Raw genomic sequence first — 14987 nt, 5'->3', positions numbered from 1 at the left:
CTAGGCTTTCTCCGTCTCAGCATGCGTGGCGATTATGCCCGCAGTCTGCTCATCGAGAATGTGGACAATAGATTTACTGCGTCCAGCTACAATGCTGTGAGTCAACAGTAGTGGTAAAGCAGCAATAATACCTAAAGCAGTGGTGACCAATGCAAGTGAAATACTGCCAGCCATTAATTTAGGGTCCCCTGTTCCGAACAGAGTAATTTGTTGGAAGGTTTCTATCATACCGATAACGGTACCTAACAAGCCTAATAAAGGAGCGATGGCAGCGAAGATTTTAATGATATTAATACCACTTTCAATTTGAGGTAACTCTTTCAAAATAGCTTCATCTAACTTCAACTCTAAGTTCTCTGCATCTGCTGTCTTGTTCTCTGAGTAAACCCCTAAAATACGACCAAGAGGGTTACCGCTAGAAGGGTTAGACACATCTTTTAGTTGTGCTTTCATCCTAATACCCACCAATGATAGAGTAACAATTTTATAAATACCTATTAGTAGCCCTATAAGCAGCATAACGGTGATGATGTAACCTACTTCTTTACCAGCATGGTAACGTTCTAACATAGTCGCTTTTTCTTTCAATAGACTAAGAATACCGCCCTTTGATGGATCAGCGTAAAAGGGAATAATACCTGATGTTGCAGAATGAAGTTCTAACGCAGTGTTAGTTTGGAAGCTGTCAGGTTGACGACCCAAAGGCTGCACCATTCCGGTTTGATCATCGTAAACTAAATAACCTTGCTCACCAATTAAGTTAAACGTACCAATACGGACCACTTCTTGCTGCGTTGAACCGCCGTCAAGACTTATCACTTCGGTAGTGAAACGTGAAACCTGCCCAGACTCTGTCATTTCTGTTTGTAGAGCGAACCAAAGATCTTCTAATTCTTTAATATTAGGTAGACCTTTAGACTCCTCAGACATACGTTTCAGAAACGCACCACGTCCAGGGAACTCAGCACTGACAATTGAAGTAGATATTTGACCATAGGCTTCTTGTGATGCCTGACGCACTACACCAAACATTTCGCCTAAGTTACCTGTTGCGGCTACTAACTCAACTTCCTTCTCAGCCAATTTCACTTCGTTGTTTGCAAATGCTTTTGCCAATCTGACACCACGAGCCTTTTCAGATTTAAGTTCAGCTTGCGCCTTTCTCAATAATGCTTGTTTATCAGCACGAGCCGATTGAAACTCTGCTTCACGCTTTTTGTTAATACGCGCTTCGGATACACGACTTTTTTTAACTTCTTGAAGGAGCTCCTCTAAGGAGGTAGCCGCTTGAACTGAAGCAGCCATTAACGTAATCGAAGCAGCAGCTAATACAGATTTAAATATAGTTTTCATCAATATCACTCCGCAGCTTTAATTGGTAGTTTAAGAAGGTTAGCTGGCAATCGTTTGTTTGCCATACGCACAGCTATTACAATAGCATTTAGATATTCAGCACCGAGCTCTTCCCAAGCTCTAGCGTTATTATCCCAAACCCAAGCACTCTTTTGATCGAGTGACAGTGCTAGAAGCGCTGTTCTTCCTAGGTTTACAAAATCCACTGTGATTTCAGTACCCTGATAATCCAAGGTACCTGTATAAGGTGCCATAGATTGTCCGTATTCATTTTCAATTTGATACGACTCAATGACCTGACGGAACCGTTCAGAAACTGTGACATCTGAATTAGCCATAATATCGCGTAACCGTTCTACGCGCTCTTTACGCTCGTCAATTTTAATAGGCACATCTAGCTCTATAAATTGTTCAAGACTGTCAATCATTCGAAACATTAGCGGAACTATGCCACGTTCAATGCCACCAATACCATCGATCTGAGTTTGCAAGGAATCAATGCCACGCTGCTGATCTGCGACGAGGGTTGCAACATAATCGTGGTAGACTTTCAAATTCTCAGTTTCATCAACAACACCACGATACTCAACAAACAATTCCTGTGATTGTTCATACAGGTTGTTTATTTTCTCTTGGGATTTCGCTGCAGCCGCATGAATTTTAGCTTCTTCTTTATGAAGCTCGTTTAACGGGTCTGCAGAGACAACAGCGCTGCTACCGAGTGCTAAAGCACCAACGACGGCAGAAGCAATAAGGTTTCTCTTGCTCATTTTGGACATAATTCCCAACCAATTTTCTTGTTTTGAATCCTCGTCGAGCCATATAATTTGCCGACAAGGGGCTTTAAAGCTTTGTTTGTTTAAGGGGCTTAGAATTCATATATATAAAGACTAATGCAATGGAATTTTCACACGTATGTAACTAAATTGTCAAGAAACTACACGCCTTTAACCAATAATTTATTACAAATGACTGCTCACCGTTTATAAATTAGACACACATGCATAAAGATCATACTAAGTGGCTAGTTTAATTCTATTGTATATTCTTTTAGTTGTCTTTTTCACGCATCCCTTAAAGTATATAGACGCCCTCGCCCCTATAGCAAAATTAAAAATATGGCAAAAGAAAAAATGGGCGTCTACGAGTCAGAGTTATGGGGTTGCCTCATATTAAAAACGACACTAGTTGCATATAATCTCCACAGTATTCACACCAAGGTCGAAAAATAGTTAATGAGTGGTTTAGGCGTCTCAATAATCAAGGTATTAAATTAACAATCTTGCTCTAAAAATTTGACCTAAGTACAGGATCCAAGAAATGAATTTATTGACACAACAATATTTAACGTCTGCCATGATATCTGTAATTTTTGGCATAAAATATATGACGGCTTCACCCAAGAGTAAAAGGAACGATGCGTACCGTTTCGAAATAGTTACGGCAAAGCCAACCACTGAAAAGTGTACACCACACATAAACTGTTGGAGAAAAGGCAATCCTATTTTAACCTATCATTATTAAAACGATTCAACACAATTGTTAAATATCTCTTTTATTCAGTATTTTAGACGTCGCAGTTTAAACAGTATCACATTCAATCTAATAGCCAATCAGGAGGCCAATTACTTGAAAGAAAACAAGCCGGCTTTTGATATTATTGACATAAATAGAAATGCTTTGGTTGTTGCTAAAACCGCTTTAAAGTTAGGAAGCTTATGAAAAATTTAATCACTTACTCAAGGCGCGTAAATGTAGTGTCGTTTGCAATATTATAAAAATCGTTCCCGCGATACTGCGCGAGAACGTAACTTTTTTAAATTTTAGAAATTTATACGTAAGCTGTTATTTAAGATTTTTCGCAAAAAAACCTTCCATCGCTCGATAAAAATCAAACTTATTTTTATCTTGTTGATAACCATGACCTTCATCTCTTATCATAGATTGGTAGGGCTTCCCAATGCGTTTTAAATTATCACTCAGTACATCATACTGATCCATAGGAACACGCACGTCTTCTCGGCCATGGGCAATAAACAATTCGGCTTTTATCCTTTCAACATTCAATGCCGGTGAAAATTCAGTCAGTAGGTCTTTATCCATTCCCAGCACCCGGTCTAAAAATTTCCGGCCACTTTTACGGTCAACTATGTCACCAGATTTCTTCATTTCGTGAAGTGAATACACACCTACATAACCAATTGCACACTTATACAAGTCTGGTTCACGCACCACACTCTGTAAGGTTCCGTAACCGCCATATGACCCACCATAGACACACATACGCTCTTTGTCAGCGTAGCCATTGTCTACCATCCACATAGTGGCATCGGTCATATCATTAATCATTTTTCCGCCCCACTCCTTGTAACCAGAACGCTCGAATGCTTTGCCGTAACCACCAGACCCTCTGAAGTTTACGCTAACGACAGCATAGCCTCGACTAGCCAAAAATTGAGCTTCTCTATTCCATCCCCAATAATCACGTGGACCATGAGGGCCACCGTGTATAATTTGTATCATGGGGAACGGTGCTTCACCGTAAGTTGGGAGTACCATATAACCGTTTAAACTTATCCCATCACGAGACTGAAATTTTATAGGCTCCATGGCAGCCATTTGACTAGGATCAATTTGTTCGTTAGCTAACGATAGCATTCTAATGTTTGGTTTAGAGCCATCTATCCCACGATTAAATAAATAAAATACACCAGGATCACGATCGGACCTTACGTTAAAGATTAGCTTGCCGCCGTCTTCAGTAAAAGAAGTAATACGTATATCGGATGTTTCATCATCTATACCCATAGACACATAAAGTTGCATCATGATTTTTTTACTTTCACTATTATCAGATAGGAATACCGTTCGGTTATAATCAGGAGAAAAAGCCAAAACCTCTAATGCTCCGTTGAACAACTCGCCTCTCCCCGTTATTGCGGATATCTCCTCTTCGTGAACCAGTTTAGTTTCCCAAGTCATAAGGTCGACAGAATAAATACTGGGGACTTTTGTTTTTATATCAGACGAGACATACGCGATCGTGTTGTCAGCATTAAATCCTAAAAGACCGACTTTAGTATCAATGCCCGCCAAAATAGGTAAATTTGCCACTTCCCAATCACTCTTAGGGGTTCGCTTTACCTTCAAAAAAATCTCAACGTTACCTAATTCGTCTTCCTCTTCGAGATCTTTGAATATGACTGCCACACGCGGTATACCGTCAGAATCAGCGATAATAGAAGTAGCTTTCAATGGCTCACCACCAATATAATCTTCTTTGCCTTTATCTATTTGTATTTCAAACAACTTGACGGCACCTTTATCAAAATAATGGCCTTTTGTAACCAATATTTTGTTTGGCTTATTTGGGAGTAAGCTGATGATGTTGTAACGTGTGCGTTGAGGGATAGTCAATTGACGACCATTTTTACCGTCTAAGTCGAACGCAACATGGATAGGAGGAGTGCCATTATTATCTAAATAACCCACAAATTTAGAATAGGAGAGTATAAAACGATCTGCCCTTGGCCAATAGACACGACCAATTCGCATGTAATCGCCAAAATTAATATTTGATAAAACCTTAGTTAAACCGACATCCATGATGGCAACACTATTTGACGTACCTGTGTCATAAGTCACTGCAAGATGTTTTCCGTCTGGTGATATGCTCATATCACTAAATTTAGCGTTTTTAAAAAACGCTTCTACAGGTATATTTACTGGACTTGCTTTGATATTTATAGTGAAAAGCAGCAGAGTTACTAGAATTATCCCACGTCGCATTTTATTTCCTTTATTTCTGTTATTAAACTTTAATCCCGGTCAGAGACCAGCATAAAATCTCGTTATCATAAGATAATGGTGACATACAAAATTCATTAAACCCATTATCATGTAAAAATGTTGATAACAAATTAACTTGCTGTGCCCCAGCTAATTGTTGTTGCAAACGTTCAACTTGCCAAAGCATATCCTTTTTTAAAGATAACAACATATCCACTTTAATGGACAAGTCATTTGAGGATTGTATGATGTTATAAATTCCCTTACCTATAATTTTGACATCGTCTATTGCATGCCCTTCAACACTCTGTAAAGTTTGGTTTAAACCTGAAAGTAAGTGTGTTTTCAACCTATCTATACTGACAAAATGAGTTAAATTATTCAACAAATTTGATGCCAAGACTTTTTTCATAACGTTTATAGTCAACTGAGACTGTTTACTGACTATCGAATCTTGGTGATGTAAAATAATATGAAATTTTCCTCCCAATCGCAAACACCTATAAAGATGGGGTATTGTTTTAGCGAAATCGCCATATTCCAATCCAAACATACTCACAAATTGATTGACACTGTTATCAGATAAACTCAACTTGCACATATCATCTTGTTGATAAATCACGGTGGAGTGCTCAATTCGAGCTACAGCTTTTGCAGAATCAATATTTAGCCACTTTTCAATATTTTGAAGTCCTTTTCTTTGCAGAAAAAGGTGCATTAGTGCGCCATTACCTGCCCCTAAATCAACAATAGTATCCGACGATGTAAATTCTTCGAATGCTCTGACCCAAAATTCATTAATTATTTTATAAGGGCCTTCGTTAGCAGAATAATCAAAAGCAAAGCTGTTCAAAGTGGCATTACTTTCCCAATAGTGTTCCCAAGCTTCTGTTTTTAATGGCATATATTTTCTCTACTAAGGGTGTGTGTATGATATATGACTAATGGATTAATAGTGCTTTTTTAGATAAGAAAAAAGCGAGCCTAAGCTCGCTTTTTATAAAATAACTAATCTACTAGAAAGATTGAGAGTAACGAGCGTAAACGATTCGTCCGTAACCATCATAAAGAGCAAAGTTATAATCACGGCTGCCGCCTGGATCAGTGTTCAAGATTGGTTCTTTTCCACTAACGTTGTTAACACCCAATGTAACCTTACCACCCCATGAGGCATTGTAATTAACATTGACATCGTTAGTTATCCAATGAGCAACTGGTAAATAATCTGAACCAGATAGACGCACCGTGTCACCAATGATGTTCATGTTCCAAGCGATGTCAAAGTCTCCAATGCTATATACATTAGACAATACACCTCGGTATCCAGGAAACGCTTCAAAATCAAGTTGGTCTTGACCATCAACATCATATTTTTGAGTGTAAGACATGGTTAAATTTGAACGTAAAGATCCAAATTCATTTAAATCCAAGCGTGAATTTAAGTTCAAATCAAGACCTGAAGTTTCTAAATCACCTTGGTTACCGAAACCACGTACCACTTCTTCAATTTCGCCAAATTGATTACGAGTTACTGACATACCTGCAGGTAAGTTCAAACCAAGATTTTGCAAATTAATCAATTCACCCGAGCCGAAAGCTTTGATTCGGTTGTTGATTTGGATATTAAAATAATCAAGAGAAAAATCAAGCCAATCAGTAACTTCGTATGCAACTCCCATTGCATATTGAGATGAGGTCTCAGACTCTAAGAAAGGGTTAGCAATAACATAAGCGTTAATCTGATCACTACATGTTGGAGCTGCACCAATTGCAATACAGTGTTGCTCATCTCGAACTGAATCAGCAGAGAATGATTCTTTTTGAGTTAAAATATCAAGCGTTGGGGCACGGAAACCTTCACCGTATGATGCACGTATCACTAATTCATCAGTCGGAGTGTAACGTAACGATACCTTAGGAGAAACGTCTGAACCATAATCTGAGTAGCTGTCGTAACGCAAAGCGGCTGTGATTTCTAGTTCGTCTAGTACTGGAAAGACTGATTCAATAAATGCTGCTTTGGCTTGACGACCGCCACCAGCAGAGTTACCTGCAGAACCACCGATTACACCACCTTCTGAGAGTGAATCATATTGATCGGAGTAGTAAATATCACGCCATTCACCACCAACAATTGCCACTGCTTGACCACCTTCCATATCAAACAAGTCAAATTGAACAGACCCAAACACTTCGTCTTGGTTAAAGTCACCAATACGAGAGATCGTTGCTTTCATTGAATTAAGAACTTCTGCAGGGTTACGATCTAGGTCACCAACTAGGTAATCACCAGAATTCATGTATTGCTCTGCGATTGGAATTACTACGTAATTTCTACCAATATCAAAGGTACGTGATTTGTTACGGCGCACACCAAATTCAAAAAACATATCGCCAACTTCACCTTCAACACCTACAAGTAAATCTTGTAAATAGTTATCGACGTTGTTATCACGATTCCCTAAACCAGCAAAGCGGTGCAGAATTGAAACAGCGTCAGAACCCGTTGTAGCATCAGCAGTTGGATCATAAGTTGTTTGATTGAAAAGCGGGTCATAATATGGGCTAGTTGGGTTAGTCGGGTTATTTGGGCTAGCTGCATCGACATTAACAAATGCTAATGAAGGAGCATAACGACCGAATGAGCTCGACTTTGAAATATTCATATTTGAATAAATAGACCAGTCATCATTAATTTCATAACGGCTGTTCAAGAAGAAACCTAGATTAGAAGTTGACGCTTCATCAGCAGATACCGCTGCAAAGTTAAATCCACAACGTTGAGTATCACCAGCAGAGTTAGGAATAGCTGGGCCGTAATCTATTGAGTAAAAATCACCTTGGTCACAAGCACCTGTAATTTTTGTCCAAGAATTGGCTGTTCTATTATAATCACGGAAATTCTGTGAATAAAATGATCCGCCTGGATTATACCACGGGAAATCACGAGCAAATACTATGTCACGGCTGTTCCAAGAAACACCGCCTAACATTGACCCTTTTTCGCCAGAGGTACCAAAAATGATTGATCCTTCTTCGCGGTCGCCGCCTTCATGTTCAATTTGAGCAGCACCGATTTTCATTTCAACACCGTTGAAATCTTTACGAGTGATGATGTTTACAACACCACCGATAGCGTCAGAACCATAAACGGCAGATGCACCATCAGTTAGAATTTCAATACGCTCAACAGCTGCTGCAGGTATACCATTCAAATCTTGAGATGAACCAGTAGAAGGAGAGCGCGCTAGGCGACGGCCATCAACCAATACGAGCGAGCGACTAGAACCCAGACCTCTTAAATCAATCGAAGAAACACCTTGTGCAGATGAGCCTGATTGTGGTCGAAACGAACCAGTTGAGTTAAAAGACGTGTTACGCAGTAAATCTGCAACAGAAGTCTGACCAGAAAACTCAATAGCCGCACGATCAATAACGGTTACAGGTAAAGATCCTTCTAAATCAGCGCGCCTAATACGTGAGCCTGTAACTACGACTCGTTCAAGCGAATCTGAACCTTCTTCTACATCTGCTTCTTGTGCAAATAAACTGCTTGATGAAAATACAGTGGCAACTGCACTTGCAGCTACTGCTAGACGAATTGACTTCGTCAATTTTGAATTTGTAAACATGTAAGTCTCCCTGGACCACAATTTAGTGTGTATTATCGTTTATACGACATTAGTGTTAAAGGTAGTGAACCTCGCTTACATCATATACGTGATTTGTGCATAAGGTCAACTAGTGGAATCATTAGATTATAAGCTCCCATACTAGCTCGACACTCTAATCGCGACAGTAGATTTCTAAAGCCTTTACTCGTGTACTGAGAGCCTCTGTCACTGTGAAACACCAAACCTTTTGGTGGTTTGCGTAAATTATGAGCCTTTGTCAGTGCTTGCTCGACCAAATCACGCGTCATGCGTTTTGATATATGCCAACCTACAATCCGGCGTGAATACAAATCCATGACAATGGCTAAGTACAACCAGCCCTCACCAGTCTTTAAATAGGACACATCACCCGCCCAAATTTGATTGGGTCCAACAGGATTGAAATTCATATTTAGCAAGTTGTCAGCCACAGCATCACTGTGTTTGCGCTTGGTTGTCACTTTATAAGCTATTCGCTGAGTCACAACTAATTTAAGCCGTTCCATTAACTTAATGGCGCGATACCGCGTTATTTCAAAGCCTTCTTTGCGTAGTGCTTTAGCAAGCTCTCTGCTGCCTAAACTGTTTCGACTTGCCTTGAATAATGCTTTGGCTATATAAGTGGAAGTATTCATAAATACTTAAACTGAATAAAAATATCTTCAAAAATGTTTATTAAAAAGATATCCGAAATTAAAATATGAATGCAATAAATGAAGGTAAAAAGCTCTCGTTACCAAATCAAATAATTATAATTGCTATGAGAAATAAAAAATCTTAAATATATTAAATGTTTACATATAATATTTGGGGCAAAACACTAAAAGTCGGATGATGATATTCATAGCATTGAATCACACCTTGTCTCAGAAAGAATTGAAACTTTGGGCTAAAACACGGCTTAGGATGAAGATTATTGGGCAGATATGTGGTGTAAATCTTAAATCAATTTCGTCCACATTACCCAGGATATAAAGTTGAAACGGCGTTTTATCTATTTCAAAGCCAGCTAGTGAAAATGAATGCTATAAATGGAACGATAAACTTTTAGGTCAAAAATTAGTCGAGAAAAAAATAAAAAGCAAGTAGCTAAAAATTTTATTGATGTCTTTCCATTTACCTTTAATTTTTTAAGAAATTATAGAACAGCGCTGTACTTGAAGACTTCTGCGTTTTGGAGGTTCAGTAAGCCTGTTTCAGTGGGTACATTATTTCATATCCTTTAATACGATATTGAGCATAGCAATAGTGTTTAAACACCCGAAATCTCCCATTACTCATTGTTAATTCTGTCTTAGTACTGAGCTAATATCAGCAAAAAAACCATACGAACAGGATGGTCTTTGATAACTTTTCATGGTTAACCTGAACATCAAAAAAAAACGTGACGGGGTTTATTGAGGAGTTTTAAGCACAGTAAAATATCACTGCATACATCGTTGTTCTTGATTATAAGTCCCGGACATAATCTGAAAATTTTGTTTGAATTTAAGGAAGTTAAAACATTTTAGAAAAATTGGTGGTGCCCTTCCAGCCACACCTCGGCACATGAGTCTTTTGCTGCGGCTGCTCCCTTCCAGGCCTGACCGGGTTCACAAGTTATCATTGCGAGGGGACCGAAAGGTCACCATAGAAACCCTTTATTAAAATATCATTCTTACAAAGGGACCGCATTATGAACAAAGCTAAAGTTAGATGCAACCCACTTTTTATGACAATGTGTTTACAGTATAAATATTAGCCAAAACGTTCTTCTGCAATTTGATTAGCGACAATATTGGTGGCAATTCCTTGTGACTGAGCGCGACGATATATTTCTAAGAGTGTATCGCTGATTTTTTCAATATGGTCCCGTAATCCTTTATCTGAACTGATAATTGATTGATGATAAATGTCAATTATTCCTCCAGCGTTGATCACATAATCTGGTGCATAAAGTATCCCTTTATCTGCTAACAGCTGTCCATATTCTTCCCTAGCTAACTGATTGTTAGCAGCACCAGCAATCACTTTTACCTTAAGTCTCGCAATATTATCGCTATCAAGAATGGCCCCCATTGCACAAGGGGCAAATACATCAACATCTAAATCATAAATATTTTGAGGGCTGACTGCGGTTGCAGAGAATTCTCTGACTGCGTTTTCAATGTTTTCTTGATGGATATCTGATACATATAATATGGCCCTCTGCTTATGTAAATGTTTTGCCAAGCGCATACCAACATGCCCCAAACCTTGAATCGCAATTTTCACTCCTTCAAGTCCTGAATTCATGGCATGTCCAACAGTTGTCTTTAGACCAACGAATACACCATAAGCTGTTGACGGGGCCGGGTTTCCGTCAGCAGGTTCAGAATTAATATGATATTTGCCATAAATACCTGACACATGTTCGGTTTGCCTTCCCATTAACTTCAAATCATCAACGGTTAATCCTGAGTCTTCAGCGCTGATGTATTTCCCAGATAAACTATCGATGAACTTACCCATAGCTAACAGTTTATCTGAAGTTTTTTCAGTGCGAGGATCACCAATAATAACAGCCTTGCCCCCTCCTTGTTTAAGCCCCGCCATCGCAGCTTTATAAGTCATACCCTTGGACAACCTCAGTACGTCTCGCAATGCTTCTTCATCATTAGCATACGGCCACATCCGGCAACCACCTAAAGCGCTGCCAAGATTTGAATTATGCACAACAATGATTGCTTTTAAGCCGCTTGTTCTATCTTGATAAAAAGCCACATGTTCGTGTCCATCAAATTCGCTATGTTCAAAAACCGACATATTATTCACTCGTTAAATGTTCCATGTACAACATTATCCCCATAAGTAATAGGACATTTTTTGCGACTTTATTGAGCAGTTAAAATAGTTAAGTTTATAAATCACAGATGAAATGAGTCATTAGGATAAATATCCTCTTTTTTATCTTGAAAAAGAATTAAAATTTCATCATGCTAGAATTAAGGCAACAACATTAAATAGACAAAAAAATATATGAAGCTAGATAAATTCGATCGAGAAATTTTGCGAGCCATGCAAAAAGATGCAACTGTTTCGATGGCTGATTTAAGTCAAAAAGTGGGTTTGTCACACACACCATGTTGGCGCAGAGTTAAACGCCTGGAAGCTGAAAAAGTTATTCTGCAGAAAGTGACATTGCTAGATAATAAAAAGTTAAACTTAGGTGTATCAGTTTTTATTTATGTCACCTTAAAAAATCATGATGGTGAGTCATTAAATGATTTTGAAAAGGCTGTTCAAAACATTGAATCAATAGTTGAGTGTCATACCACAAGTGGGGATAAGGATTATTTACTAAAGGTAATTGTTGAAAGTATTGAGGAATATGAACACCTACTTAAAACTAAATTGACTAACTTGCCCTTAGTCGACCATCTAAGTTCTACTTTTGCTCTTAAGCAGGTTAAAAACACCACTGAATTGCCCATTAAAAATTTATAAAAAACTGCGAGTTTCGTAATAGCGAAATTTTTGACATTAAAAACTCTTTTACCTGTTTGCACGCATCGTCTGATTTATCGTTGTCTTGTTGACCCAATGATAGGCAGTCATTACCTTCAAAATTTGACCATAATAAAAAATAAGTCAACGTTTAAACAAAAGGATCAGACTATCTTTACAGCCTTCTTGTTGATCCCATATTCACGCAATTTATTGGCAATGGCGGTATGACTTAACCCTAGTTTTTTAGCCAACTGCCTTGTGCTTGGATAACTTGGGTATAATCGCATCAGAATATCTTTTTCAAAACGCTTTACTTCATCATCTAAACTCCCAGAGAATTCCTCTGATACAAAACTCACTGTTGCAGAGCATGACGGCAGTTGAATGTTTTCTTTCTCTAATTCGCGACCTTCCAGTAATGAAACAGCTCGATAAAGTGCATTTTCAAGTTGTCTAACATTGCCAGGCCATGGATAAATTTGTAAATAATCGAGACAAGCCTTAGTCATCTTAGGGGCTTTTAGGCCCAATTTCACACTGTGCTGTTTAACGAATCGCTCGGCTAACACAACAACATCTGCTCTACGTTCTCGTAATGGAGGTAAAACCAAACTCAACATATTTAAACGATAAAACAAGTCTTCTCTAAATTTCCCTTCTTGCATTAACTTACCTAAGTCTTTTTGAGTAGTACAAATTAACCTAACGTCAAATTGCAACTCTTCCTCATCGCCAATTCTGTGATAGCTGCCTTTTTGTAATACCTGCAAAAGCTTTACCTGAAGATGCGCAGACAGCTCACCTACTTCATCTAAGAGCAAAGTACCACCTTGCGATTGCTCTAATAAACCAAGTTGTTTTCCAGTCTGTCCATCAGCCCCAGGTCCATAACCAAATAATTCTGTCTCGGTAATATTATCCCTCAAAGACCCACAGTTTAACGATAAAAACACCTCCTGATTGCGTCTACTTGCCTCATGGCACGCCTTGGCAAGCATCTTTTTACCTGTTCCCGTCTCTCCAAAGATAATAATAGGCCCATCCAACTCGGCCATTCGTTTGGCTTCTTTCACTACGTTTTTCATTGCTTTACTATCCGCTTGAACAGAGATAAAACTATCTGCGCTAGCCTTATGAAAAACAGTCAGTTGTTGGCCTAATCTGAGTTCGGATTTCAGCATAAAAACTGCCCCTGCCAAAATATCAGCACCATCGGAGTCAGGCACCATAACGGGCAACATATCAAGCAAATAATCTTGTTCTAAAAACCTGATCCTTTGTGCTTGGGCTTGAGGGGTTTTACTTTCCAACCATCGACTTAGATTAAATCCTTTGAGAAGTTCAGAAATATCACTTCCAATAATATCAGTTTCGGGGACGTCTAGACTTGATACAACGGCATCATTGACCAAGATAATTTTACCTTTGATATCCACCGAAAAAACCGGATCGGGTAAAGTCTGCAACAAAGCTTTAAGTTGATACTGCTCACGTTCAATGGGCATAAAGGGGGTGGTTTTCACATCTTCTATACCTTCAATTTTACGTATTTTAGGCATCAAATGTTGGAAATCTGCAAACTCAATATTGGGGAAATTCAGGAAAATTTTTCCTAATGCATCAATTTCAATTCCGCGCAGATCTATTTCATGCTCAACTAATATATCTAACACATCTTGAGCAATGCCCAAACGATCCTGGCAGTGTACTTCTAAGCGCATTTACAACCCCGATTTGAATACAAGTCTAAACCAGCCCAATTTGAGCTAGCGTAAAGATATTATTACAATTGGTTAAGCTAAGACAGTGTTATTAGTTGGCTGTTTTCTCAGCTAAATAAATTTGCTTTGGGTGGGGCATACAAAAACATCCATATATAAAAAATTAACTTGCTTGTCTTTCTTTTGGTGAAAACCTAGGTGCAAATAGACCTAATTGTTTGGCTTGGCTGACTAACTCCATAATATCCATTTCTGCAATATCGAACAGAGAGTCAAATGATTCCAAGGCATAATATACTGGTTGCATAATGTCGATTCGGTACGGGGTTCTTAATGCATCTAAAGGATTCATTGGAAGATGCACACAATCATCTGATTCAATGGCATAGAGTGTTTCACCAGGTGATGACAAAATCCCACCTCCATAAACACGAGTTCCTTGCGCTGTATTCACTAAACCAAACTCTACAGTAAACCAATACAGTCTGGCTAAAAAGGCTCTGTCTTCTTTACTAGCCGCATAACCAAGTTTTCCATAGGTATGGGTGAAATGTGCGAAAGCAGGATTGGTTAATAGCGGACAATGACCAAATATTTCATGAAAAATATCTGGCTCTTGTAAATAATCAAACTCTTCATTTGAACGAATAAAGGTCGCTACTGGGAATTGTTTATTGGCTAATAAACTAAAAAAATCATCAAAATTTATTAACGATGGCACCTGTTTTACCTGCCATCCCGTAGCTTTAATTAGTATCGAGTTGATTTCAGCTAACTGTGGAATACGATCCGAGGGTAAGTCCAATAATTCAAGCCCATGTAAATATTCCTCACAAGCCCTTCCTTTAAGTAAGTTTGATTGTTTTTGTAACAATGCCGCCCATATTTTATTTTCTTCAGAAGACCAATTTACAAGACCACTCTCATCTGGTTGATGAGATTTATAACGAGTATTCTTTGACATGCAATTACAATAATTTTTTAGCTAACAATACCAAAATTA

Annotated in this window: 9 protein-coding genes, 1 other RNA gene and 1 pseudogene; 1 reads left to right on the top strand and 10 read right to left on the bottom strand. The window is 38.5% G+C overall.

The window, feature by feature from the left end; translation table 11 throughout:
• The 8 genes and pseudogenes from Q0Y52_RS06870 to Q0Y52_RS06835 form a co-directional block, all read right to left on the bottom strand.
• Positions 1-1353, bottom strand: coding sequence for a MotA/TolQ/ExbB proton channel family protein (locus Q0Y52_RS06870; protein WP_297819796.1), 1353 nt, complete (start codon positions 1351-1353; stop codon positions 1-3).
• 5 nt (positions 1354-1358) lie between these two features.
• Entirely contained in the window at positions 1359-2123 is a 765-nt protein-coding gene (locus Q0Y52_RS06865; protein WP_297819794.1) for a DUF3450 domain-containing protein, read from the bottom strand.
• A gap of 1075 nt (positions 2124-3198) precedes the next feature.
• Positions 3199-5142: a prolyl oligopeptidase family serine peptidase gene (locus Q0Y52_RS06860; RefSeq protein ID WP_297819791.1), complete on the bottom strand. Its 1944-nt coding sequence runs from the start codon at positions 5140-5142 to the stop codon at positions 3199-3201.
• A gap of 22 nt (positions 5143-5164) precedes the next feature.
• On the bottom strand, positions 5165-6046 hold the full coding sequence (locus Q0Y52_RS06855; protein WP_297819786.1) for a class I SAM-dependent methyltransferase: 882 nt from the start codon (positions 6044-6046) through the stop codon (positions 5165-5167).
• A gap of 112 nt (positions 6047-6158) precedes the next feature.
• On the bottom strand, positions 6159-8774 hold the full coding sequence (locus tag Q0Y52_RS06850) for a TonB-dependent siderophore receptor (RefSeq protein WP_297819783.1): 2616 nt from the start codon (positions 8772-8774) through the stop codon (positions 6159-6161).
• A gap of 80 nt (positions 8775-8854) precedes the next feature.
• A pseudogene (locus tag Q0Y52_RS06845) lies at positions 8855-9415 on the bottom strand (IS3 family transposase); the annotation flags it as partial.
• Positions 9416-10320: 905 nt separating this feature from the next.
• An RNA gene (gene ffs, locus Q0Y52_RS06840) (signal recognition particle sRNA small type) lies at positions 10321-10417 on the bottom strand.
• A gap of 115 nt (positions 10418-10532) precedes the next feature.
• Positions 10533-11579, bottom strand: a complete 1047-nt coding sequence (locus Q0Y52_RS06835) for a Glu/Leu/Phe/Val dehydrogenase dimerization domain-containing protein (protein WP_297819780.1) — start codon at positions 11577-11579, stop codon at positions 10533-10535.
• A gap of 213 nt (positions 11580-11792) precedes the next feature.
• Between Q0Y52_RS06835 and Q0Y52_RS06830 the strand changes: the two genes are divergently transcribed.
• On the top strand, positions 11793-12260 hold the full coding sequence (locus Q0Y52_RS06830) for an Lrp/AsnC family transcriptional regulator (protein WP_297819776.1): 468 nt from the start codon (positions 11793-11795) through the stop codon (positions 12258-12260).
• 164 nt (positions 12261-12424) lie between these two features.
• Here Q0Y52_RS06830 and tyrR read toward each other — a convergent pair whose 3' ends face one another.
• A complete protein-coding gene (tyrR, locus tag Q0Y52_RS06825; protein WP_297819773.1) occupies positions 12425-13984 on the bottom strand; it encodes a transcriptional regulator TyrR in 1560 nt (519 codons plus the stop codon).
• A gap of 163 nt (positions 13985-14147) precedes the next feature.
• Positions 14148-14948, bottom strand: a complete 801-nt coding sequence (gene phhA / locus Q0Y52_RS06820; RefSeq protein WP_297819770.1) for a phenylalanine 4-monooxygenase — start codon at positions 14946-14948, stop codon at positions 14148-14150.
• Positions 14949-14987: the final 39 nt, after the last annotated feature.

Origin of the sequence: uncultured Paraglaciecola sp. (assembly GCF_943787955.1) — a bacterium.
Taxonomy (GTDB): Bacteria; Pseudomonadota; Gammaproteobacteria; order Enterobacterales; family Alteromonadaceae; genus Paraglaciecola.
Note: the sequence above shows the minus strand (reverse complement) of the source record. Positions and strands in the feature narration are given on the sequence as shown.